This is a genomic window from Desulfatibacillum aliphaticivorans DSM 15576 (genome assembly GCF_000429905.1).
GTDB classification, from domain to species: domain Bacteria; phylum Desulfobacterota; class Desulfobacteria; order Desulfobacterales; family Desulfatibacillaceae; genus Desulfatibacillum; species Desulfatibacillum aliphaticivorans.
In genome coordinates this window covers 94989-119041 of sequence record NZ_KE386982.1, presented here as the reverse complement: position 1 = coordinate 119041, position 24053 = coordinate 94989, and the positions used below count along the sequence as shown (strand labels likewise).

The 24053-nt window shown below is 58.2% G+C and carries 16 protein-coding genes; all 16 read left to right on the top strand.

Features of this window, described 5'->3' with window-relative positions:
- Nucleotides 1-30: 30 nt before the first annotated feature.
- The 16 genes from G491_RS0126630 (at nt 31) to G491_RS34720 (ending at nt 23937) form a co-directional block, all read left to right on the top strand.
- Entirely contained in the window at nt 31-1002 is a 972-nt protein-coding gene (locus G491_RS0126630; RefSeq protein WP_028316701.1) for a hypothetical protein, read from the top strand.
- A gap of 48 nt (nt 1003-1050) precedes the next feature.
- Entirely contained in the window at nt 1051-2013 is a 963-nt protein-coding gene (locus tag G491_RS0126625; RefSeq protein WP_157468629.1) for a hypothetical protein, read from the top strand.
- Nucleotides 2014-2092: 79 nt separating this feature from the next.
- A complete protein-coding gene (locus tag G491_RS0126620) occupies nt 2093-2554 on the top strand; it encodes a hypothetical protein (RefSeq protein WP_028316699.1) in 462 nt (153 codons plus the stop codon).
- Nucleotides 2555-2650: 96 nt separating this feature from the next.
- Complete coding sequence (locus tag G491_RS0126615; protein WP_028316698.1) at nt 2651-3124, top strand: hypothetical protein; 474 nt, start codon at nt 2651-2653, stop codon at nt 3122-3124.
- Nucleotides 3125-3133: 9 nt separating this feature from the next.
- Nucleotides 3134-3703, top strand: coding sequence for a hypothetical protein (locus G491_RS0126610; protein ID WP_028316697.1), 570 nt, complete (start codon nt 3134-3136; stop codon nt 3701-3703).
- On the top strand, nt 3703-3840 hold the full coding sequence (locus G491_RS35745) for a hypothetical protein (protein ID WP_157468627.1): 138 nt from the start codon (nt 3703-3705) through the stop codon (nt 3838-3840). Before G491_RS0126610 ends, G491_RS35745 begins: the two co-directional genes overlap by 1 nt.
- A complete protein-coding gene (locus tag G491_RS0126600) occupies nt 3830-4762 on the top strand; it encodes a hypothetical protein (RefSeq protein WP_028316696.1) in 933 nt (310 codons plus the stop codon). Before G491_RS35745 ends, G491_RS0126600 begins: the two co-directional genes overlap by 11 nt.
- Entirely contained in the window at nt 4759-5826 is a 1068-nt protein-coding gene (locus G491_RS0126595) for a Kelch repeat-containing protein (RefSeq protein ID WP_028316695.1), read from the top strand. Before G491_RS0126600 ends, G491_RS0126595 begins: the two co-directional genes overlap by 4 nt.
- Before the next feature lie 12 nt (nt 5827-5838).
- Nucleotides 5839-6456, top strand: coding sequence for a hypothetical protein (locus tag G491_RS0126590; protein ID WP_028316694.1), 618 nt, complete (start codon nt 5839-5841; stop codon nt 6454-6456).
- Nucleotides 6431-9691, top strand: coding sequence for a LamG domain-containing protein (locus G491_RS0126585; RefSeq protein ID WP_028316693.1), 3261 nt, complete (start codon nt 6431-6433; stop codon nt 9689-9691). The genes G491_RS0126590 and G491_RS0126585 overlap by 26 nt, the downstream gene beginning before the upstream one ends.
- 9 nt (nt 9692-9700) lie before the next feature.
- Entirely contained in the window at nt 9701-9901 is a 201-nt protein-coding gene (locus G491_RS0126580; protein WP_028316692.1) for a hypothetical protein, read from the top strand.
- Nucleotides 9902-10333, top strand: coding sequence for a hypothetical protein (locus G491_RS0126575; RefSeq protein ID WP_028316691.1), 432 nt, complete (start codon nt 9902-9904; stop codon nt 10331-10333).
- On the top strand, nt 10334-10990 hold the full coding sequence (locus G491_RS0126570) for a hypothetical protein (RefSeq protein ID WP_157468625.1): 657 nt from the start codon (nt 10334-10336) through the stop codon (nt 10988-10990).
- Nucleotides 10984-12162 (top strand): hypothetical protein, encoded by a 1179-nt coding sequence (locus G491_RS0126565; protein WP_157468623.1) that lies wholly within the window; start codon nt 10984-10986, stop codon nt 12160-12162. The genes G491_RS0126570 and G491_RS0126565 overlap by 7 nt, the downstream gene beginning before the upstream one ends.
- Before the next feature lie 11 nt (nt 12163-12173).
- Entirely contained in the window at nt 12174-13838 is a 1665-nt protein-coding gene (locus G491_RS0126560) for a hypothetical protein (protein ID WP_028316688.1), read from the top strand.
- A gap of 10 nt (nt 13839-13848) precedes the next feature.
- Complete coding sequence (locus G491_RS34720) at nt 13849-23937, top strand: DEAD/DEAH box helicase family protein (protein WP_051327544.1); 10089 nt, start codon at nt 13849-13851, stop codon at nt 23935-23937.
- Nucleotides 23938-24053 lie beyond the last annotated feature (116 nt).

Sequence of the window (24053 nt, the reverse complement as noted above, 5' to 3'; positions counted from 1 at the left end):
ACTACCCGAGCCTGTGTGACGGAGGCGGATATGAGTCAACCATTGGGACAGGAAGAGCAAGGGCATGATCTGGACGCCATGATGACCGAAACCAGGGTGATCGGCACGGAGCAATTTAATCTTGCTCAGTGCGAAACTGAAGAGGGTGAGCCGGAAGCGGGCGGCGATGAAGAAAAGCCTCTTCCGGAGCCTCGTCCAGAGGCTCCCCAGGAGGAAGGCGACGGGCAAGGAGCGCCTTCGGACGCAGGAGAACAAGATCAGGAGCCGGGCGAAGGGGCTCCTAAAACCCGCTTTAAATCGCATGAAGAAGCGGAGGAAGGATACCGGAATCTGCAGGCCCAGGCAACCAGGACGGCCCAGGAGCTTGCCGATTTAAAAAAGGCGCAAGCTGAAGAGAAAGCCAAACAGGCGGCGGCTGAGAGCCGGAAAAAGAAGGACGCCGCAGTTTTGGAGTACTCAGAGCAGCGCCATGCGGAAACCCTGAGAGCCATTCAGGCTGTAGATGATGAAGATCCTGAAGAGTATGACCGCAAGGTGGCGGCAATTTGGGCGCAAAACAACCTGGATGTTACGAATTTCGCCCAGAGCTACCAGCCGGAAGAGGCTTCGCCGCCTCCTGAGTCTTTTCAGGAAGATCACCAAGCCGGTCCTTCTTCCGAGGATGTGCACGCCATGGTTGACACCCGGATAAAGGAAGCCGGTTTTGACGACCACCAAAAGGGGGTTTTTTACACTTTTGCAGCGAAAGCGCCGGTTGAAACCCCGGACGGCAAGCCCCTGAGCATGGGAGAGCAGGTGCAATGGGCTATTGACAACACAAACAATTATTTCGCCGGCATCGAGGCCAGGATCAAGGCGGAATTGAAGGCTGCGATGGAGCAACCCATGGGCCGTGGAGGCCAGGGTAAGGGCGCTCCCGGAGGCGGAGGCGAGAAGTCTTCCTCTGAGCCTGTCAGCCTGAGTTCCGCGTTGGATGCGGCTATGGAAAAGCGGCGCATATAGGCCGGGAATGTGAGTTGAATGACCGGTCCCGGCCGGGAGGAAATTGACATGGGAAATACGTTAACCTGGGAGTTCGACGCTGAGACAGGCGTTTACAAAAATCGCGCCCTGAGCGGGAAGCTGTTGAAACAGTCCGCCCAAAAGTTCGTGTTTGTTCAGTTCACCGACAAGGTGGATGATTTTGGCAAGGGTAAGGGCGAAAGCGTGACGATCATGCACTACAAGAACCCGGATACACCCGCCAATAACGGAATGCTGGACGAACACACTCGGATTCCCATCGACCGGTTGGAAACGGGACAAGTGGTGATTCAGATCCAGGAATGGGGCCGCGGTCTGGAATACACCAGCCTGTTAAAGGATCTGAGCGAGTTTGATCCCAAGAACATGGTGCAAAAAGGCCTTTTGGATCAAATGAACCGGTGTATGGACGGCGCCGCAGCCGCTGCGTTCAAGCAGGGGAAGATTATTTACATCCCCACCAGCCTCACGGGCGGAGTGCTTGACACGGACGGCACGCCTTCCACCATAGCGACCCAGAACATGACCAAGGATCATGTGGGCATGATTTCCGATTACATGGTCAACGACATCCATGTTCCGCCCTTCGATGACGACATGTTCGTCTGTCTGGCCACAACCAAGGCGTTGCGCGGATTGAAGAATGACCGGGTATTGGAATCGTGGCACATGTACCTGAATAAGGGCGACGTCCTTTACAAACGCGAGGCCGGCAAGGTTGACCAGGTGCGTTTTGCCGAAGTGAACCACGAAAACGCGCTTTCCAACTCCATTGGCTCGGGCGGCGTTACCGGCGAGGCTGTGTTCTTCGGCGATGAAGCCGTTTCCCGCGCCGAGGTGGAGTTTCCCCATTTACGCGCCAATCCCAATTATCAGGGCGACTTTGGAAGAACCAAAGCCGTGGCCTGGTATGGGATTGTGGCTTTTGGACCGACGTGGCAGACGGCCAACGACCGGGAAGCCAAGATGATTCGTTGGGGCTCCGCCTGATTTAAATAGCGGGCCTTTGGGCTGTTTTTAGTGGTTTTAACCCGGCCTTCGGGCCGGTTTGATAATGGAGGAATTACATATGCTGCAAGATAAATCGCCTGTTGAACTTCCGGTGAAGCTGGTCGTTGACTACGACGACGCCCTGGGGGTGGATCTGGACCAATCCCCCGCCGACGTGGCCGTGGTTGCCATCAATCAAAACTGCACCCTGATGGAAGTGGGCATGCTGGTCACGGAAACCTGCGGCGGCGCCACAAGCACGCCGGTGGTGAAATTCGATAAGAGGCCTACGGCCGGCAGCGACTCGGGACGCGGCGACGGCGACCTGGGGGTTTTGAATCTTTCCACCACGTCCGCCGGCAAGGTGATGTACGACCATGCCGGGCGGGGAACCCGTTTGGAAGCCGGGGAGGAAATCGTTGTGCAACTGACCACCATGGCGGACGGGACGGGCGCGGCCGGGCATGGGCGGCCTTATGTGAAGGTTCGCCGGAGCGACGAAATGCCCGCCAATATGGCCAATATGGTGGAGACCGCCTAACCAGGCTGTTCCAAAGAGCGATTTGCTTTGTTTCTTTGGAACAGTTGGGACGGTTTTGAAAAAACCAATAACCCTATTTTGAAGGGAGTGTGAATTATGGCGGATTTAGCAGCCAGCGACGTGGCCGTGGCCGTTTCGCCCCGGGATCGGGATATAGTCCCGCCGCCTGCAGGGCGAAAGGTAATGACCATTGCCTCGATTGCTTTTGGGGACGGGGTCAAGACTTACCCCTCCGGAGGGGTTCCTTTACCGGACATGGGGCAGTTCGGATTCAAGCGTGAGATTGGGTTTGTTGCGATCCAGCAGCCTGCATCCAACGGGTTTATGTACAAATACGACCAGGAAAACCACAAGCTGAAGATCTTCACCCTGGGGGTTACGACCGGCGATACAGCCGCCGCTTCGTGCACCAATGGCGCTTTGGCTCTGGATTCTGATGGAAGCGAAACAGCCGTTCGTTTGTCCGGGACGGCAATCAGCACCACCTACGATTTAGGCGCCATGATTGAACTGCCCGACGGGTCAGCGCCGGCAGCGGTGAGCATGAGTTTGCTCATGGTGGGCGAATAGGGAGGAGTTATGGCTCAGACTTTGGAAGTGAAGCTACGAAAAGACGACGGCACGGAATACATCAAAAAGGTGCATGTTATCAGAACGTTTGGGAACGCCAGCGGTCAGGCCGTGTATCTGCATGCAGACGGCAGTTATGGATACAAGGACGGCTCGCCCCTGCGTTCGAAAACCGAACTTGATATCATCACCAACCTCGCCCATCGCAAAGCGGCCCAGGCATGGTGGGAGGCTGTGGGTAAGGTGAAGAGCGAAGCCCACTATGCGGCCCTTGCCAAACGGGAAGCGGAGCTGGCCGGGGATCAGCAATTTATTGACGGGCCGAATAGCGAACTGGACACGGTATTGTACCAGCGGCGGGCCGCCGGCTCCAAGAAGAAGTGGGAGGATCCTTTTCCGTGGGGCGCTCTTTTTCCCCAGAGGCCGGAATGGTGGGGCCAGGCGGCATCCATCGCTTTTAAGGACTGGGAGTATCGGCTCTTTGAAACCGAAGAGGAAGCCGCGGACGAGCCTGTGGACGCCCAGGATGCGGAGCTGGATGAAGCTGAGTCCGGCGATTCCAGCGGCGAGGATTTTTAATGGCCTTTGGGGACTTGAGAAAGTGCCCCGCCTGCGGCGAGGGCTGGGTGGAGGATGACCGGTTGATGGAAGATCCGGAGCGCTGCCCGAACTGCGGGGCCTATGCGGATTCCGAGGAGGACGCGGATGGACGGTAAAACAGCTCTCCGGGCCATGCTAAGGGCCTTGAACGAGTCGGGCTTCTCGAACTCGTATTTGAACCGGCAAGAGGCTTTTTCCAAACTGGATGAGGCGGCGGTTGATTTCGCCCGGCGCACCTTGTGCCTGACCGGGTCCGTGGTTCTGAGCATGGTGGAAGGTCAACAGGCTTACGACCTTCCACCTGACTTCATCCGTCTTTCCGCGAGGAACTCCCGCAGGCTTTTCTTTGGGATTTTCGAGGATCCGGCCGGAAACAAGTCGTATCCGGTACAGACCAGTTTTGAGAAGATCCGGAGATTTGAACATACCGAGGTGGAGATCCCCGGGGCTTTTGCGATCATTGACAAGCAGGCGCGTCCGGATCTTGTGACCGGAGCGGCAAGCGAGACATCGAGCGCGGGGTCTGACGGGGAATCCACCCTTACTGATGAAGGCTGGAATTTTAATCCTGCAGCGGAGTTTCTGGGCGCGGTGTATCCCAGGGATATCGTGCACAACAAGGATCAGGAAACGGACGGGGTTGTGCTTGCAGTTGTGAGCGACACGGAACTGGTAACGGCCCTGTTCGACTCGGACGGGAATCCCGGCGGCTGGAACGGGGGGAATGATTACACAATCCTGCCCACGGCGAGGAACCAGATTTATCTGCCAGCCCCTATAGCCGAATCAGGCGGAACCCTGACCTTGGATTACATTTGCCTGCCCGGCCCGGTCTGGAGCGATTATTCGTTATGGCGCTTCCAGCCCATGAGCTGCCACGCCATTTGCAAGGAGGCGGCGGCTTTGTTTTTGGATCAGCAAAAAGAATGGGACGTCGCCCGGGGGCTTCATGGGGAGTTTGCCAGGGAGATCCACCAGGCGTCGCGTGAAACAGCGCAGAAAAGTCTGCAGCAAGGCCGGAGGTATGCAACCCGATGAGCCCCAAGCGCAATGAAGAGTACGCCATGGAGATTGCCTTTAATGGGGCCTGGAGGCCTTCGGCGGACCCTTTATCCGTCGGCGCCGGGAATTTCAGCGTTCTTCAGAACACCAGGTACGCCCAGGACGGCAGCCTGGAAGGCGTGAGCGGGTATTCCCCGATCAATCCCAAGCCGTTGGTTGATCCCGATTACGACTACGTGACCGCGCTGGCTATTTGCGGTACGTCCGCGCAATCGGATTGCGACGAATACGATCCCGTGCTGGAATCGTGGGCGGCCCGGACTGACGTCCCCTCCCCGGGGCGTTATGGCAACATGGGCGCCGGTGTGGAAAACCTGGCCTTTACTATAGGGGGCATGGATGGTTCCGGACTCATAACGGAGGCCCTAGACGCGGTGACGGACGTCTGGGAGTCGAGATGCGACATGCCTGAACCCTTGCGCAGTTATGGAGCTGCGTTTGCGTACGACGGCTCGATTTATGTTGCAGGCGGGTATGACTACACCTCCGGGAATTTGCAGGATTGCAACCGGTACGACCCCCTGACCGATTCGTGGAGTTCCATGACGGATATGCCCTCTCCCGCCAGGAGGTATATTGCGGCTTGTCTGCTTGGATACAAGGGCTATGTTTTCGGCGGATATGATTCGTCGGACCCGCTTGATGATTGCGACGTTTACAACCCATTGACGGACGTCTGGTCCAGCGGGGCCAGTATGAATCTCGCCAGATGCGGAGTATACGCTTTTGGCCTGGATGACGCCGCCTATCTTGCCGGCGGCGGCGAGGGCATTTTGTTCGGCGCCAATTATCGGGACTGCCATTCCTACGATCCTGAAACCGACTCCTACGCTGTTAAAGAAGACATACCATCACCTGCCCGGATCAGCGGCGGAGCCCAAACCGTTGCCGGGCAGGGTCTGATTTATGCGGGCGGGGCGATACTTGGGCTGCGTGACGTGGAAACCTATGACGCTGATGCGGACGCCTGGGCTTCTCAGGATGACATGCCATCCCCCGGCCGCGTTTACCTTGGGTCGGCATCCGTTCAATATTCATGAGGGAGGAAATTCATGGGAGAAGAAATACAAACCTATTTGCAGGATCATCAGAAGTTCGCCAGCCAGTTCCAGTTGGAGCATTTTGTGGCTGTGAAGAACGGCGGCACGGCGTACGGGCGGTACAGGCAGGTTTGCCGTGAGATCGCAAAACGGAGCCGGTCGTTGAAGCAATTGGACTGCGAGCGACGGATTCTACTGATCGACATGGAGGAGTTGGAGGCTCATGCAAGCTCCAAGGATAACGCCGCAGCCAGGAAATCGGCCATCACCCTGGAAATGAAGCAGAACGCATTGGAGGAGCTGGATGCGTCCATTGCCGGCGCCCAGCGGGAAATGGCCGTGTTTAAGGGGCTGGCGGCCCCGTTGAAGGCGGAGATCGGAGAATTGACCGACGAGCGCCGGAATGAGCTTGAGGCGGAGCTTTGGGAGGTGAAACTGGGCCATGCGGCGGTGCTGGACGTGCTTACCACGGGCCGGGTGCGCCGTGGAACCATGGAGGCTGTTTTGAGCCTTCCCGACGAATCAAGGGACCGGATTGTGAGCAAGGTGGTAACGGACTCCAAGAACCTGCTCCCCTGGATGAACAGCAAAACCGGAGAAGCCAATGCCGGAGAGGTTAAAACTCAATAACGGCCATCAGCTGATTAGCGACAGGACGAACCGGAGCCATGTTCTGGTGGAGGCCGCCATGGATTCGGGGGCTCGTTTTGTAAAGGAGCATCGGGCGGATATTCCGGGAACAGGCGGGTTTGAGCCCGGAAATCTTCATGTTGCTGCGGACGGCGCCGGGCCTGGCCGTTTTTCCGACGGCCCTGGCATCACGGATTTTTACGCCAACGGCAAGGAATTGTGCGCGTACGCCGGGGATGAAATGCCCTGGGGGGCTTTTTTTACGTTTTCGCCCATCTCCATAATAATCAGCGACGTCACGTTCAATGCGGCGAGCAATTACATCACGTCTGCAGCCGCCAATTTTATCAGCGCCGGATTCAGCGCCGGCATGAAGATTACCATAAGCGGATCCGGGTCTAACGACCGCTCGTTCACCATCAAGAGCATCACCAGCCCCAGCGCGACCAACAACCGGATTATCACGGTAGAAGACGGCGTTGCGGATGAAGCGGCCGGGGAGACCGTAACGATTCAGGCTTCGGTGGGATACGGCGGGTATAAGGACGCCATAGACTTCACGGATGCGGCCAACAACACCCTGGCCACGCCCGGCAATATTGTTGAGATCTGCGGCGGGAATGACGATTTTACCAAGCTGCTATTGCACATGGAGGGTACGGAGCGCGGGACCACTTTTGAAGACAGCAGTCCATCGGCCAAGTCTGTTGCGGCTTATGGCAACGCGCATACCACTACCGACGTATTCAAGTTCGGCTGCTCTTCGGCCCAGTTTGACGGGGCCGGCGATTATCTCAGGGTTCCTGACAGCGACGATTGGTACATGGGGACCGACCCGTTTACCATTGATTGCTGGGTGAGATTCAAGAGTTTGTCCAATCAGACTGACAAAGCGGATTCATTCATTTTTTGTCATTATCAGGATGCCAATAACTATGTGTGCTTGACGCTCCATTGGGGTCGCGTCTTGCGTTTTGCCATTTGGGTTGGCGGCGTCTATTCATTCGTTACATCTCCCGCTTTTACCCCGGCGATCAACCAATGGTATCACGTTGCGGTAGCCAGGGACACGGATGGAACCAGCCACGTTTTGAAAATATACGTCAATGGCGTTTGTCTTTCCACTCGAACCAATACAGTTGATTGGCCGGATTTAAACGGCGCTTTGTTTATCGGGCGCTATCCCGGCGACGACGCCTTTTCCTTTGACGGCTGCATTGACGAGTTCCGGGTGTCCAAGGGGATCGCCAGGTGGACGTCGGATTTTGCGCCGCCCGTCCGGGCTTACCGCAACGCCCAGAACCGGTTGCTGGGGCTTTCCACCCGGCCTTTATCCGGGGCGAACCTTTACGTTTCGGAGCCAAATATTGAGGATGGGACGTCATTGAGCGTGAAGACCTGGACGGGTTTCAGCCTGGATGCGGTGGATAACCTGGAAGACGGCACAGCTTTGGGGGACGTGGTTCTGGCCCGCGACGGGTTGGTTGGATTCAGCTCGACGGTGGAAAACGCGGCGCCCATGCATTTTGAGGGCATGTATTTATACGCCTATTTGCTTGAAGTGAACGGGACCGCGCCGGCGGCGGAGTTGTTTCATGCGTCCGCCCGGGCGCCTTTTCAGCCGGCGGTGGACGTTTGGGACGGCGTATACCGGGTTCCATTGCAGGCCCAGGTTTATGACGCGGCGAATGAGGCCTACAAGGACTACACCCTGGAAGTGATCGAGCCGGGGGATTCGTCCCTGGAAATCGGCATGATTTTGAACTCCCTGGCGCCGACCGAGCACATTATTTTGGGTTTTGAAGAGCGCATGGCGGCCTTTCAAATCACCATGTACGCCGGCAAGGTGAACACAGCCGAAGCCATTCCCACCATTGAGTATTACAGCCATTCGGGCTGGGTGGGCGTTGGTCAGGTTATCGACCAGACCATCGCGAATCCCAACCGCTGGAGAACGTTGGGCAAGACCGGTATGTTTGCCTATAACCCGCCCAGCCGGGATGAAGAGTCCATGCAGACCATGTTCGGAACGACCGGGTACTTTTACCGCATAAGTTTTAACGCGGCCCTTTCCGCCGCTGTGACCGTGGACTTGATTTACGGCATCCCCGCCCAGCAAAAAGTGGAGCCGTGCGACTTTCCCTCCCGATACGCCAACATGGCCCTTGGCGTGGCGCACAGCGAGCTTAAAGAGGGCAACCGGGTGGATTTCACCATGCCCAACGCCCCGGACGTGCATAACGGCGATTTGTCCTCCATGGGCGGGAAGCAGTCTTTGTATTTTGGGGGATCTGACAAGATCACATGCGCGGTGGAGCTTTTTAACCGGTTTGGGTCCAACGTCTTTTTGTTCTGGCTGGCTTTGAAGGCTTCGGAAACTTATTTGCTTTCGGGATCCACGCCGGAAGAGTTCCGGATTTACCCCATATCGTACAACGTGGGGTGTCCGGCCTGGCAAACCCTGTGCACGGCGGAGGTGGGCTATCAGGTTTCGGGCGATGTGGTTAGAAACGTGGCCATGTGGATGTCGGCGAGCGGGCCTGTGTTTTTTGACGGCGCCGTGCTGATTCCCGTGCCGGGACTGGAAAGGTTTTTTGACCGTACTGAAGACGAGTGCTTGAATTTTGCGGCCATGGAGGCTTGCGCCGCCTGCTACGACCGCGCGCACAGGGAATACAACCTGTTGCTTTGCGTTGGGGAATCCGCGGTTCCCAACAAATGGGTCTGCTACGACATGGTGCGCCGGGAATGGTTTGAGAAGGTTCCGGACCAATATCCCTTGTGCGTTTTTTCGGTTACGGACGCCCTGGGTACGCCCTACATGTACGGCGGTTTTGCGGACGGGTTCATGCGCCGGCTGGAGCACGGAACCACCTGGGACGGGGAGCCTATCGGCCAGGTTATCGAAACCGGCGATTTTCATCCTGACAAAAGCATGTGGAACCAGACCAGGGTCCGGCATGTGAAGGTTGTTGGCATGAGGACGGATGAGGCGGTGGAACTCCTGATCCGTCACGCCAGAGATTCACGGGCGGTTTACGATGACTTGGGTAGGCCCATGGATATGTCCGCCGGGGACGGCCGCCTGGTGCGCCATGGGCGGAAAACCGGGGCTGAGAAGCAAATCGGCTGGACGCACCGGTTCCGGTTTGAGGCGGATACTTCCGACACCAACAAGGGAGTTCGTCTGCTTAAGTGGGGGATCAAGTATGCCACGGAGCGGGATGATGAATAGGAGGTGAACGTGGAAAAAGCCATTATGGATCTGAATGAGGCCAACGCGTATTTAAGGCTGCTTCAAACGGGTGAGGACGTTCCTTTGGCGATCCAGAGGGAGGGAGGCGCCCAGACGGAGCCTGTGGGCAAACGAGTGAGCCGGCAGGCTGCCAGGAAGATTTCTCATCGTCATGTGCGGGCTTTGGCCTGCGCTCGTGGAGCGAAATAAATGGACCATAATGCGATCACCGCCAAGATGGAAAACAACCCCAGGTATCAACGGGCCATCCAGAGGCTTGCAGCCATGGACAACAGGCAGCGGGCGATACTGGACCTGGTTGCCGCGGACAAGGGTTTTGCCGCTCCTGGCATGGCAAGGGAGATTGCAGGGATGGTGCGTGCCGCAGACCAGAAGTTCGCCCAAAAACAATTTGCGGAAAGCCAGCGCCGGACCAAGGAGGCCTTTTCCCTGCATGAGGACGCCCTGGATTTTGAGCAAGGCCAGGGGGCTTTGGCCGAAGGGGTTGGCCTGGCTGATTTGGTTGTGGGCGGCGCCTTGGGTCATCAGCAAATGGAATTAAACCAGGAATTGGCCAATCAAACCCGCAAAGAGCGCCAGAGCCTTCGGAAGGCCATGGCGCTTATGGGAGGAGGCGAATAAGTGGGACGCTCTCAAATGCAGGCGGTCATGGGGAGAAGGCTCCCCAGGGCTGACCGGGACATTAACGAAACCATGGCGGCCCGTCTTCCCGCCTATTACCAGGCGCAACAGGACCGGGCCTTTGAGGAAAAGGCGTTTAATGCGAACCAGGACTGGCGGAAAAAGCAGGAAGCCCTGGACCGGGAAAAGCTGGAAGTCCAGAAAGACCAGGCCAAGAAGGCCAATTTGATCAGCCTGGCCAACCTGGCGGCTTCCTACTACACGGGCAAAGAGCAAAACGACGCCCTGAGCCAAGCCATCAACGCCGATTCGGGGGCCGTGGATGATTCGGCCACGGAAGCGGCCAAGATGGGCGCGGGCGAGACGGCCAAGTTTTTTTCGTCGGAAGGCGCGGGCGACGCGGGCAACTGGGTGGGGGCCTTGAAGGACCATTATGTCGCGATTCCCGCCGGAATTCTTGCAGGAACCACCCTGGGGGCGGACCTTGGCCGGGATTACATTCCCTTTGGCGGAAAACGCGAACGGGAGATCATGGGAAGCGCCGCCGTCTCCGGTGCAACCGCCTACCTGGCTTCCGGCGGGGACGTGTATTCCACGGTGCTGTCCGCCGTTGGCGGCGGAGCCGTCGAAGCAATTTCGGGAGGCGACTGGTGGTGATGAATTTACGGGACTATTCCAGGCAGCGAAGCGGAGTGACGGGGCGTTCGGCCAGCGTCACCAGGCCTATTGGGTCTTTATCCAGCCGGTACTACTACCAGCAAGGCCAGGATGCAGCGGCTTCATCCGCACCGGTCTCGTTGGCAGGCGGGCTTAATGAGAGCGTTTACGCTTCCACGGGGAGTCTGTTGGATATGGACATCAATCCCTACGATAATTCCGGCGGCGATGCGCATAAGGGGGATAATTACGGCGTACCGGGGTCTGACGAGGTTGGCGCCCAAACGGCTTTTGGCAGGGGCGCCATGCCGGAGATCGCCAAGGAGGTTCCGGGCATGCGCACGGTGCAAACCGCCGGTGAACTTGTTGATTCCTTGAGAACGGGCGAAGAGCGGGGAAAACGATTAGGGGATTTTTTAAAATCCACAATTAGAGATATTGGTCTAGGACCGATAGGAATCATCCGGGGTGCGGCTTTAAACGCCCCTGTGAAGGCCATGGCCGTGGACAGGGAAGTGGAGCGTTTGACAGGCAAGACCCGTGAAGAAGCCAATTGGGACGCCTACAGGGCCGCAAGGAAGTCTTTAGATCAGCAGCAGAAAGAAGATAAAACCATAACGAATCCCAACCATCCGGACATCACCAATCGAGAATTCGCCAAGATGCAATATGCCCTGGAAGAGGGCAAGAAGGTTACTTTATTTGGCAATTTAAGGGATTTCGCCATGGAAAAGCTGGGGAACCTTTTTGGTTTTGAAGACGAAAAGGTCATAGACGGCCCCAATCGTAAGGGCTTTGACGAAAGCAGTTTTGCCAACATTTCCAATGAAGACGGCAATGAGCCGAATGAACAGACCAATGGGCCAAATGCTGACGGCTACCAGGGCGCGGGCAATGCGACCGGGAATTACGGCGACTATGGCGGGAACAGTGAGAGCGCCGGCAGGGACAACTATGGCGGGACCGGCGGGAATATGGGCAGCACCGCCAACGCGACCAGTACGACAAATGCGACCAGCACAGCCAACTCGGGCAATACGGGCGCCAACGCCAATGTGAACGCCGGCAATTTTGGCGGCAACGCGGCCGCCGGCAACGGAACAAACAAATCCAGCGACATGTCCAGGGCGAACAGCCACGATCCGGGGGACACATCCACCGGTTTCGGATAAGGAGAAGGCTTATGACGCAAGTATCCGATGCTTTGGGAAACCTTTCCCGGACCATCCAGCAAGGCCAGGCGGGAATAGGCAACGCCGCCCTTGTTGGCGAGAACATGGCCTTGAGGCGGGATCAGGCCGCTTATGACCGGAAGATTTTCCAGGATTACGAAGAGCCGATTCTCAGGGAGCGTGCGGCGGAGATCAAGCACATGAACAGTCCGCTGCGTCTGTCCGAAGTGGCGCCTTCGGACAGCCTGGCCCTGACCAACCATTTTATCCCCCATGTTCTTCCTGCCTGGGAAAAGGCCCTGGGGGCCGCCCTGGACGAAAAAACCGGGGAGTTTGTGAAAAAGGACGGAACGCGGGTATCGCGGGCGGAGTTCAAACGCATGTCCGGCCCGATTGTAGCCAACACGTTGGCTGTGACCGAGCCGGGCAGAACCCTGGAGGATCAGATTGCCAGGCTGGAAATGGCGATTGAACAGAACCCGGAAGAACCTAAGCTCCAGGAGCGTTTATCGATTGCTCAGAGGAATCTGGCCGCATTTAAGGAAAACCCGGAGCCGTGGCTGAAAAAGCAGGTGCTTGAGCTGGAACGGGCCAAGGCCCGGTATGCGGCCCAGGGGATTGACGTCAGCGTTTTGGAAGACGGCATCAAACGCCTGGAAAAGGACATGGCGACCGCCCGGACCATGGCGGGATCCGCCGGAGAAACCCGCACGGCCCAGGAATGGGTTAAGGCCTTTGGGTTGAGCGGCAAGGAAGCCAAAGCCTTTATGAAAGGCAGGAAGCCTTCGGAGAAGATTTTGAGGCGCGACGCGGAGCTGGGTCTTGCCAGGGTTGAGGATAAAAAGGCCAAGGGCGAAGCCGGAAGCCCCACGGAAGTGAAAAGCCTGGAGGATTGGGCCAACACCTTCGGCCTGTCGCCCTCCCAGGCGTCCATGTTCTACGCCGGCCGGGATTCCAAGACCGTGGTTTCGCGGTTGGACGCCACGAACAAGGTGAACAGCTTCATGTCTTCTCCGGATCAGTATTCCAAGGCTGTTTTGGTCCATGAGCTGGACGCCATCACAGAGTTGGGCAAACGCTTGAACGAACCGGGGCTGGCGGAGCCTGACCGGATGAAGCTGCAGGGGCAGTTCGACTCCCGGATTAAAAGGCTGGGGGCCTTTGAAAAGCTGTTGGGCGGCGGGGTGAAGATTACTCCCAAGGATATGGCCGCGCTGGAGGAAGAGGCCCAGTACCAGTGGAGCAAATTGGATGAAGCCGCACAAGCTGAATACGGGGATTATGAAAGTTTTGAGTCTCAGTATATTTCGCGGATTGTGTCCAGGCTGCAGGAGCAAAGCTCCCTGAGCAGTTTGTTTAAGGGCGGCGGGCCAGGTGAAGAGGATCCTCCTCCAGACGGTGCGAGTTGGCGCGATTACCTGGACGGGGTTAGTAAAAAAAAGGATGAGGCGTACAAAAAAGATCCAAATTCCGTTCCCATGGTGGAAGTCCCCGGCGAGTTGGGGCCTGCAACGCTTCACGCCACATCGGGTGGGTTTCAAGCAGCGGGCACATCGAACGCCAAGGGGAGCAATACGCGCAGAAGCAAAGAGCCGGCGGCCAAGAACCAGGTGAGTTTGGCGGACGTGCTTAACAGTTTGAATCCCCAGGGGATAACCCTTCGACCCGGCAATTGATCGAGGTGACATGCTGAATCGTGAAGCCCAGAGGTGGCTGGGTTCCGCCCAGGCCAAAGACCTTCCCTTATCCAAGAAAATTAATGCGCTTACAGGCTATTTTGAAGACCAGTTGACCGACGATGAGTTTTATAGCCTAAGCCTGGATGATCAACAAAGGGTGCGTCACAACTTTGTGGCCCAGAATATGGCGCCTTACGCACCCAAGGCGGCGGATCGCGGGCTGATAGGAGACATGGCCTCTGCATCCGCCAGCGGCCTGGTGGGCGCTTATGAAATGACCGGGCGGGTGCTTCGGGGCGTGGACAGGATGGTTGGCGACGATCCCATTGACGAAGGCATGGGGCGGCTTGGCGGCGCCATGGTTCGCCAAGCCCAGGACGCGACGTGGAAGCATGATTTTTTAAGGCCGTCCAAGCAGGCGGAGTCAGGCCTCCGAAGGTGGCTGTACGAAGGGCTGCAGAGCGTGGTGCAGTCGGTGACGGCCCAAGGGCCTGCAACGGCTGCGGGAGCCGCAGCAGGCGCGGCGGCTGGCGGCATTGGCGCCCCGGTAGGCGCTATTGCTGGTTACGCCCTTTCGGGAGGAACCCTGTACGGCGTGGCCGCCTGGGATGAGTTCCTGGAGCAGGCCGATGAAATGGGAATCGTCCGGTCCGTGAGCGAAAAGGCCGCGTTGAAGCACGCCCTGGCTGAAGGCGGTTTTGAGTTTGCCACGGATTTGTTGGAGGCTGTAACCGCCGGGCTGGCAAAGCCTGTCATGGCCCCTGGAAAGCAAGTCTTGAAAACCGGCGTCAAGGGGTTGCTCAGGCGAAGCTGGGCTCAGACCCTATCCCGCGTGGCTGGTACGGCGGCCGTCGAGGCTGGCGGCGAAATGGCGACGGCCGGGGTTCAGGCCAATATCGCCCGCGACGCTGGCATGGGCGACATGAGTTTTTGGGACGCGGCCAAGCAGGCTTTCGGGCCTTCGACCACGGCGGGTTTGATTTTCGGCGTGATCGGCGCCGGAGGAAACGCCCTGCAACGGGGCAGGATCGGGAGTCTTCTTCAGGACGGCCAGGCGGACCCGCGTGCGAGAATGCAGGCGGCCAAGCATGTTTCGGAAGCCATCAAGGATATCGACCCGGTGTTAGCTAAAGTGTGGAGCCAGACATCCACCCAGGCCATTACGAACGGGGAGAGCATTTCCCTGGACGAAGAGATCCAGGCGAAGCCCATGCAGGATCAGGGCATGGCGAGCGGTCCGGTGGAGGCCGGAGCCGCGGGCAAGGCGCCGGGCGTCCGGAACGAAGCCCTTGAAGCCCAACGGGCTACCCGCGAAGCTGAAGAAGCCAAGGTGGACGCGGTCCACGGCCAGGTGATCGACCTGGTGAAGGCCAGGCGGCAGGCTGAAAAGCAGGCCAAAGCCCAGGCCGATGCGCAAGCCCAGGCTCAGGCTGAAGAGCAGGCGCGCATGAAACAGGAGACCATGGACGCCTTGCGTCAGGAGGATCAGGCCCTTGATGGGGAGACCATGGCCGGAACCCTGGCGGAACTGGCAGGGAAATTGTCTCCAGGCCAGGTTGCGGCGGTTGGGGATCGGGTCCGGGAATTGGGCAGCCGGGATAAGGTGAGCAAGGAGTATCCAGACCCCTCCAATGTGGTGGATCAATACGCCAACGGGTTGGCCCTTATGCTCTTCCCGGAAGCGGAGGTGAAAATGGCCTCCAGCCCGGAGCCGCCGGAGGAAGGCGGGCAAGCCCAGCCGGAATCGGCCGCAGCGCCAGGCGCCGGACTTGTGGGTTCGGGCCGGGTGATGGACATGGATCCCCGGGAGATCATCGCCGACCCGGACCGTTTTCAATACAAGCGCGGCATGGGACAGGGCGGGGTGAATTCCAAGCTCAAGGGGATCAAGAAGTTCGACCCCAACCTGGCCGGTCTGGTGACGGTTTGGAAAGACCCGGAAGACGGCAAGGTGTATGTGATCAACGGGCACCATCGGCTGGAACTGGCACAAAGGACCGGGGCAGAAAGTATAACTGTCAGGTTTTCGGACGCTGAAACAGCCGAAGGCGCCATGGTTGCAGGCGCTTTGCAAAACATTGCAGAGGGGCAGGGATCTCCCGAGGACGCTGCCACGATATTCAGAAAGCTCAACATCGACAAAGAGGCCCTCCAGGAAAAATTTAATATTTCCTTAAAGGGCAAGATCGCCAGGGAAGGCATGGCCCTTGCCCAGTTGAGCGACTTTTTGTTCGGGCAGGTGAAGTCCGGGGACCTGCCCAGGCCTTGGGGAGTGGCCATCGGCAACGGGTTGCCCGGCGATGATGCGGCCCAACTGGACCTTGTAAGGCTGCTCGCCAAGGAACGGAAGAAGCGCGGCAACATCTCCCAGGGCTTTGTGGAGCAGTTGATCAATGTGGTCAAGGGCGCCCCAACCGTGGAGACGGAGCAGCAGTCTTTGTTCGGCGCGGAGATGATAAGGGAGTCCCTGGCCACGGAAAAGGCGGAGATCCTGGATTACACCCTGAAAAGGCTGGCCAACGACAAGCGGCTGTTCGGGGTTGTGGGCAAAAAAGCCAGCGCGGACAGGCTGTCGGAAGCGGGCAACGTGATCGACGTGGAAGCCAGCAAGGATATCGCCGAACAGGCGGCCCAGGTTATTGACATTATTAACCGTTTGGCCCATAGTAAGGGGACTGTCAGCGACCTTTTAAACCAAGCAGCCAGGGAGTTGCACGATGCAGGCTCAAACAAAGAACGATCGGCCGTTAAAGACCGATTCTACCAAGCCGTCTCAGACGCCGTCCCGGAAATTGTCCAAGGAAGAGACCCAAAGGGTGATACAGGACGCCTTGGAAAGCCTTCGGATTCACCGGATTCTGACCAATCAGGATTAGCCCCCTCCCAGGGCCAGCAGGATCTTTTCAGCCAGCCCCAGACCAAGCCGGAGAAGCCTCCGGAGACGGCCGCCCAAGCCGAGAAAAAAACTGCCTCCCCACCCGAAAAAGTTAAAAAGCCCAAGAATCTTGCGGAGGTCATAACCGGCGTAAGCAAAAAGCCGAAGCAAACCAGGAATCAGCCTGCAACCGTCACGGAAAACCTGACTGTTGAGGAATCGAAACAAATACCGGGTTACGGCGAGTCCAACACAGTTTTCACCAGGGATGCGGCCGAGGAAGCCCGGAAGCTGCTTCGGAAGAAACTGAACCAGGTAAGCATGGGGCTGGACCCGGAGCTTGTCCAGGCGGGAATCACCCTGGCCGGATATCACATCGAGGCGGGGGCCCGGAGTTTTGCGGCTTACTCCAAGGCCATGCTGCAGGATTTGGGAGAGGCTGCGAAACCCCATTTACGAAGCTGGTACGAGGCTGTAAGGTATTATCCGGGATTCGACGCCCAGGGCATGACCGAGGCCAAGGACATTGAAGAGGAACCGACAGGGGGTAAAGAAAATGCTGAACGTGGCGGCGGTGATCTGGAACGAAATAGCGGAGACGCAAAAGCTGAGGACCAAGTGGGCCCGGAAGTGGTTCAAGATGGATCAGGACCAGGTGACGGAGGCCTGCGAGAAGGAAGGCAAGGACCTGGAAAAGGCCGGGAACGATCCAATGACGATTCTGGGGTTCCAGGTCGTGAGGCCGCTGCTTCTGGAAAGGGACGCGATCAGCAGGTATCTGGAGAACAGGCCGGAGCTGGGGAACGCCCTGCCGGAAGTGAACACGGTGAACGAAGCGGTGATTCTGGCCTCGAAGGAGTATTTTTTGAGTCCGTCTCAGCAGAAGCAGTTGGAAAATCTTCTTCGCAAAGCCCTGCAGGAATAGACAAGGCGGCGGCCCAAAAGGCCGCCCAAAAGGTTGCCGTGAAGCCCGGCAACCAGGAAAACGCCGATCAGTCCCTGCCCTTCCTTACCACCGGACAGCGCCAGGATGTGGTTTTTGCGGAACGCCGCTTCGCCAACGTTGACGGTCACGGGGTGCTGTTCACCAACGGGACCGGCACGGGCAAGACGGCCGTGGGCCTTGGCGTGGCTAAGCGCTATGAACGCCAGAGCAGGGACAATATTCTGATAGCCGTCCCCAGCGACCAGGTGGCCAACGGCTGGATTGAATTCGCCAGAAATCTGCATCTGGACGTGAAGCAGCTTTCCGACACCAGAGACAACGGCGGCAAGGGCATTGTGGTGACCACCTACGCCAACCTGGGCGTCAACGCCAGCCTTGTGAAACGCGATTGGGACCTGGTGATCGCGGACGAAGCCCATTATCTCTCCCAAAACAAATCCGGACAAAGAACCAACGCCTTGAACGCTGTGCGGGCCCTTACCCTGCATTCAAGGGGGGCTCATGAGCGCTATTCGCGGATGTACGCCAAGGAAATCGAGCGGGCCGAGATTCTTTCCAAGATGGATCCGCAAGCCATCAAGGACAGTGAGATCGAGGAACTGGAATCCCTGAGCGACCAATTAGCCGATTGGCGGGACCAGGTTATGGAGGAGGTGGAAAAAGCCCAGCAAGGGGGCCGTCCCAAGCTGCTGATGCTTTCGGCGACGCCGTTCGCCTATGAAAAAAGCGTGGACATGGCGGAGGGGTATCTCTTCAGCTATCCTGAGTCCGACGGATATTCCTACAATGCCCCAGGCCCATATGAAGCCTTTATGATGCAGCATTTTGGCTACCGGATGCGGTACAACAAGCTGACCGAGCCGGAGGCTGAAGTGGATCGCGGCCTGATGCAGCGGCAATTCAACGCCTTTTTGAAAAAGGAAAAGGTTCTTTCGGGGCGGATGCTGGAAGTTGATTTTGACTATGACCGGAAGTTCGTGCTTGCGGAAAGCGGTATAGGAACCGACATCGACGAGGGATTGCAGTGGCTTTGGGAAAATAAACGATACACCGCCATTCACCAACTGGTCATGGAGCAGTTTGACCATTTGTCGCGCCGGTATTTATTGGAGGCCATCAAGGCCCAGGAGGTGATCCCCCATATCCGCGCCCACATGGATCTTGGGCGGAAAGTGGTGGTGTTTCATGACTTCAAGAAGGGCGGCGGGTTTAACCCGTTCAATCTTTCCGGGCATTTGAAAAGCCGGGAGATTGTGAAAATCCCGGACGGAGGCTCCCTTCCGTTGGGGGATTTGGTTGCGGAGTTCGCCGAAAAGCGCGCCGACCTGTGGAACCTGCCCATCGCCTCCATGAAATCGCCCATCCAGACCCTGACCTGGGAGTTCGGCGACGAGCTGGCCATTTTTAACGGCGACGTCCCCAAGGCCAAGCGCCGCCAGGCCGTGGCTGATTTCCAGGACGATAACGGAAAGGCGCAAGTGATCTTAGTGCAGTCGGCCGCCGGCAAGGAAGGCATTTCGCTCCACGACACCACGGGCAGGCATCCCAGGGTGCTGTTCAACCTGGGGCTTCCCACCCAGCCCACCACGGCCATCCAGCAGGAGGGCCGGATCTACCGCGTGGGCCAGGCCAGCAACGCCATGTTCCGGTATTTGAACACGGGCACCAACTGGGAGCGGTTTGCCTTTGCCACCACCATTGCGCAAAGGACGTCCACGGCGGAGAACCTGGCCTTGGGAGAGCAGGCCAGGGCGTTGCGGGATGCCTTCATCAACGGGTTTGAAAATTCGGATGTGTACGCGGCCGGGTTCGAGGGAGAAGGAACGGGCGGCAAGGAACAGGACGCGGCGGCCAACGCGGCCCTGACCGAATGGGACCGGGCTGTTTCCATGTACTACGCCAACCAGAAAAAGACTTCCCGCACCAAGGCGGCGGAAGGGAAGGATTATTTTGCCACGCCCGAGCCCCTGGGGTTGAAAATGGTGGAGTGGGCGGACATCCGGCCTGGGGATAGAGTCCTGGAGCCCTCCGCCGGCCACGGCGCCATTGCGCGGTGGTTTCCGGAATCCGCCAACGTGACCGTAGTGGAGCCTTCCCGGGAGCTTTCATCCCGGTTGCGCATGGTCACGGAAGGCAGGATTTTGGAGCACCGGTTTGAAGATCTCAATATTATAAACAAGTACGACGCCATTGTGATGAATCCGCCGTTCGGCTCCGGGGGCAAGACGGCCGTGGACCATATAGCCAAGGCGGCCAGGCATTTGAACCCCGGCGGCCGCATTGCGGCAATTATCCCCAAGGGGCCCGCCGCGGACAAGAAGTTTGACAAGTGGTATGAGTCCGACGAGGCGAAGGGGTTGTTTGTGGTCGGGGAGATTACCCTGCCCAGCGTCACGTTTGAGCGAGCCGGAACCAGGGTCAATGCGCGGATTGTGATCATCGACAAGGAGGCTTCCAAAGACCAGCAGCCTTCCTCCCAGGCGTCCAGGGACTACAGCGACGCCAAGACCATCAAGGAATTTTTCGAGCGCATTGAAAACGGAACCATCCCGGACCGGGTCCGTCCGAGACAGGACGCCAGGCCTGAAAGCGCGGGCGAGGGCGAGGTGGAAGGCGAGACTTATGTGACGGACGCGCCGGAAGTGGTGCATGTAACTCGAAAAGGGAAGGAGTTGCGCGGGGTCATCGCCAAGGATTTGAGCGAGGAACAGGCCCGGGAGATTGACAAATACACCTGGAAAAAGCAGGGCGGCTACTTTATCCGCATGAAGCACGTCCGGAGGCCGGATCGGGAGGAAGAGCCGCGACAAGCCGCCGGAGGCGCCCAATACGCGACAGGACGGGCGCCCGGCGAACCGGTGACTTTGGATCAGGTGCGAAAGCATTTTCCCGGCGCGGACGCGGGGATCTCGACGGACGGCGGGGTGTGGGTGAAGTATCCAGGCATGGACAGCTTGACCATTCGAGCCGTGGACCATATCAGCGCCGACGAAGCCGCCTTCACCCTGGGCCGGGGGCGAAGCCTGGAATCCGGGGAGATGATCGCCGGACAATACCAGGATTTTGAGATCCTTCTCCAAAGGGATATTGCAGACCAGTGGACCCTGGCCCATGAAAAGTTTCATTTTCTTGAAGACGTGGGCCTAGTGAGCGCCAAAGACCGGGGCGTCCTCTCCCGGGAGATCCGGAGCCAGGTGGAAGCCGGAAACTGGAAATCGGAAAACTCCGGCGACGTGGGCGGGCCTGAAGACCGGGCCGTGTGGGTGACGGAGCAGCTCCGCCAACGGGAGTTTGATCGATTTTCTTCCCCGGTCCGGTCCGTGCTGCAAAAGATCGCGGATTTTATCGACGGCCTGGCGAACCTGTTTGTGAGGACGTCCAGGGGCGTGGTGCGGGATCTGGAAGGGGATCGCTTTTTGGGCAAGCCTGCTCCTGCAGGTGAAAAAACCGGCCATGTGCGGTACGCGGCGGTCAAGCAGCCGGGATCGGCGTTTTTGACCTGGGAGATGGAGCAGAACCGGAGCTTTGCCAACCGGATCTTTGAGCAAAGGGATCAGGCCGTCCACCAGGTTCAGTTGCGGGTTCAGGAATTGCAAAAGAAGGTCCAGGAGCTGGCCGGCGAAAAAAGCCGGCGCAAGCACGCCCTGGGCTTCGCCTACGACAAGAAGCTCAAGCGGTCGCGGGAATCGGATTTGCTCGACCAGGCCATGATGGTGTGGCGTGACATCCAGGGGCATCCTGACAAGATTGCGGAGTTTCGGGCCTGGGCGGAAAAAGCCCTGAAAGCGCCTGAGACCTCCCGGGAAGGCAGGATCGCCATAAGGGAACAGTTGGGTCTCCTGAATCGGGTGGAGGCCTTGACGGACGAACAGAAGGCCCTGGCGGACGAAATCGGGGCTTTGTTCGAGGAGGCCTACACCGTGGCCGAAGCCAACGGGGTTGTGAAATCGTGGCGGGACAACTACGTGCGGCGGATCTGGAAGTTCAAGGACAAGTTCAAGGATAGCGTGTCGGCTTCCGGAACGGGAACCAGCGGGTTCCAAACCTTCACCACCGCCAGGATGGGGCGCAAGCTGGACACTATCCTGGACGGGTGGATGGAAGGCTACGAACTGGGCGTGAAAGGGCTGACCAATTCTTACGGCTCGTACATGACCGAGCTGGAATCCATCCTGGCGAACAAGGACTTTATCCGGTCCGGGTACTACCTGCGGGATCTGGAAGGCGGCAGGCTGTTCGACACCCGAAAGCGCAAGGGGTATGCGGAGCTTGACGCGCCTGGCTTTAACGTCTGGGAATGGGCCGGGCAGGTGGGGTCCGACATTGGGCCGCAGGGCGCCGTGAGCCTGTTTGTGAGCGATTACGGCAGGAAGTTCTTTTTTTCGCCCATTGAACGGGTTCCCGAAACCTTTGCGGTTTATAAATCCAAGGACTCCACCCGGGCCTACAGGGTGTTTTTGTCCGAGGATGATGCGCAAGAGTTTGCGGCGAGAAAGCAGTGCGACAGGATTGAGCGACGGCCGCCCAAGGATATTGCGGAGTCCTGGGAGCAACGGCGGCTGTACGCCCCGGCGGAACTGGCCAGGATGATCAACAAAATGACCACCGGGGACCGGTTGTTTTGGGATACGCCAGGTCTGAAAGCCTTGTCCCGCCTGAACCAAGCCTTGAAGTCGTGGATCCTCCTCTCTTCCTTCTTCCATCACATGGCCGGGGCAAGGTCGTGGATGTTCGGCGTGCAGCATGGTTGGCGCAAGACCACGGAGACCGTGGACGGCGACGACGTAAAAACCGGCGGCTGGAATCCGGTGTCCGCCTATAAGATGGGGCTTAGGAAGATTGAGGAACGGCATCCGCTCATCACCCTGGGGATTAAGAACGGCCTGACCCTGGGCGAGATCCAGGACTGGGGCGAAGGTCAGCTCCGGGACGAACGGGGCCTGGCCGAGGAATTGTTGAGAAAGCTGGGGCTGGAAAAGGCCTCCAAGGTGATGGGCGGCATGGGCTACGCCCGGGAGCGCTTTGCGGATTCCCTGTTCAAGAAGTTTTTCGCCGGATTGAAGGCGGAGGCTTTTGTGATCGAGTTCGTCCACGAGTTGCAGAAAACCCAGGACCGGCATGTGAAGCAGGGGATCAAAGGCGGGGTGGACGAAAACGCCGTGGCCGAACGGGTCGCCCGGCTGATCAACGCGGACTTCGGCGGCCTGCATTTGAAGCGCATGGGCAGGAACCCCACCTTGCAGAATATTTCGCGCATGGCCTTGCTGGCGCCGGACTGGACGGAATCCAACTTCCGCACGGTGACGGGCATGATCCCAGGACTGAACAAATGGATCAACCGGATCATCGGCGACATTCCGGGCCCCAAGGGCATGGATAGCATATACCGGCGCTTTTGGGGCCGGATCGCCCTGCGGGTGGCCCTGGCGACCATCATGGCCCAACTGCTTTTGAACGGCCCGGACGATACGGAAGAGTTCTGGAAGGAACAGGCGGGAACCGAGCGGTTCAAGAAATTCCGGTGGACCGAGGTGGACATCACCAGGCTGTACGAAATGCTTGGCATCGAGACGGAAGGGCGGAAAACCTTTTCCATCGGAGGGCATTTTTTCGACCCGCTGAAGCTGATTGACCCGCCCAGGCTGATCAAGGGCAAGGCCAGCCCCTTGGGCCGCGCCGGAGAGGCCGTCATGACCGGGACCGACTGGGCGGAGCGTCCGTTCACGGGCCTGGGAGAATTCATCGCCACCGGAAAAACCCGGAAGGACTCCCCGTTTGACGAAAAGAAGGGGTTCTGGAACCGTTTGCCTGCGACCGTGGTCAACCAGGTAACGAACATGCAGCCGGTGCAGGTGGGGTATATGATCCGGTATTTCGCCGGGGAAGAGGACGGACTATCGGCCCTGATGCTTTCGGCCGGCGCTTCCATCCATACGGCCTGGGCGCCCAGGGAAAGAATGCCCGTGACGCGAGCGGAGTCCAAGGAAGATCAGGTTTACGAGGCCCTGGAGGATCTGGCGGACAAGGAAATGCTTCGGCTGGGGCCGCCCTCGGGCCGGATCACCGTGGGAGGGGTGCCTTACAAAATGAGCCGGGAGCAGTATTTGGACTATCTGGAAAGATCGTCCTCTCTGGCGCGAAGCAGGATTACCGAGCTTATGGCCACGGCAAGGTGGAATCGCATGTCTGACGAGGCGAAGGCGGCCGCCGTGGAGAAGATCATCAAGAGCGCCAGGAGCAAGGTTAGGGGGAAGATGAAAAAAAGCCACACATAAAAAGTTAAAATAAATAAAAAAATCAAGCCATTATCATTCAATACCCCGCTTTATATTGTTTGCATCCCAATTCACTCAATATTTTTTAAGAAACTTCAAAGTGTGTCCGTATCTGA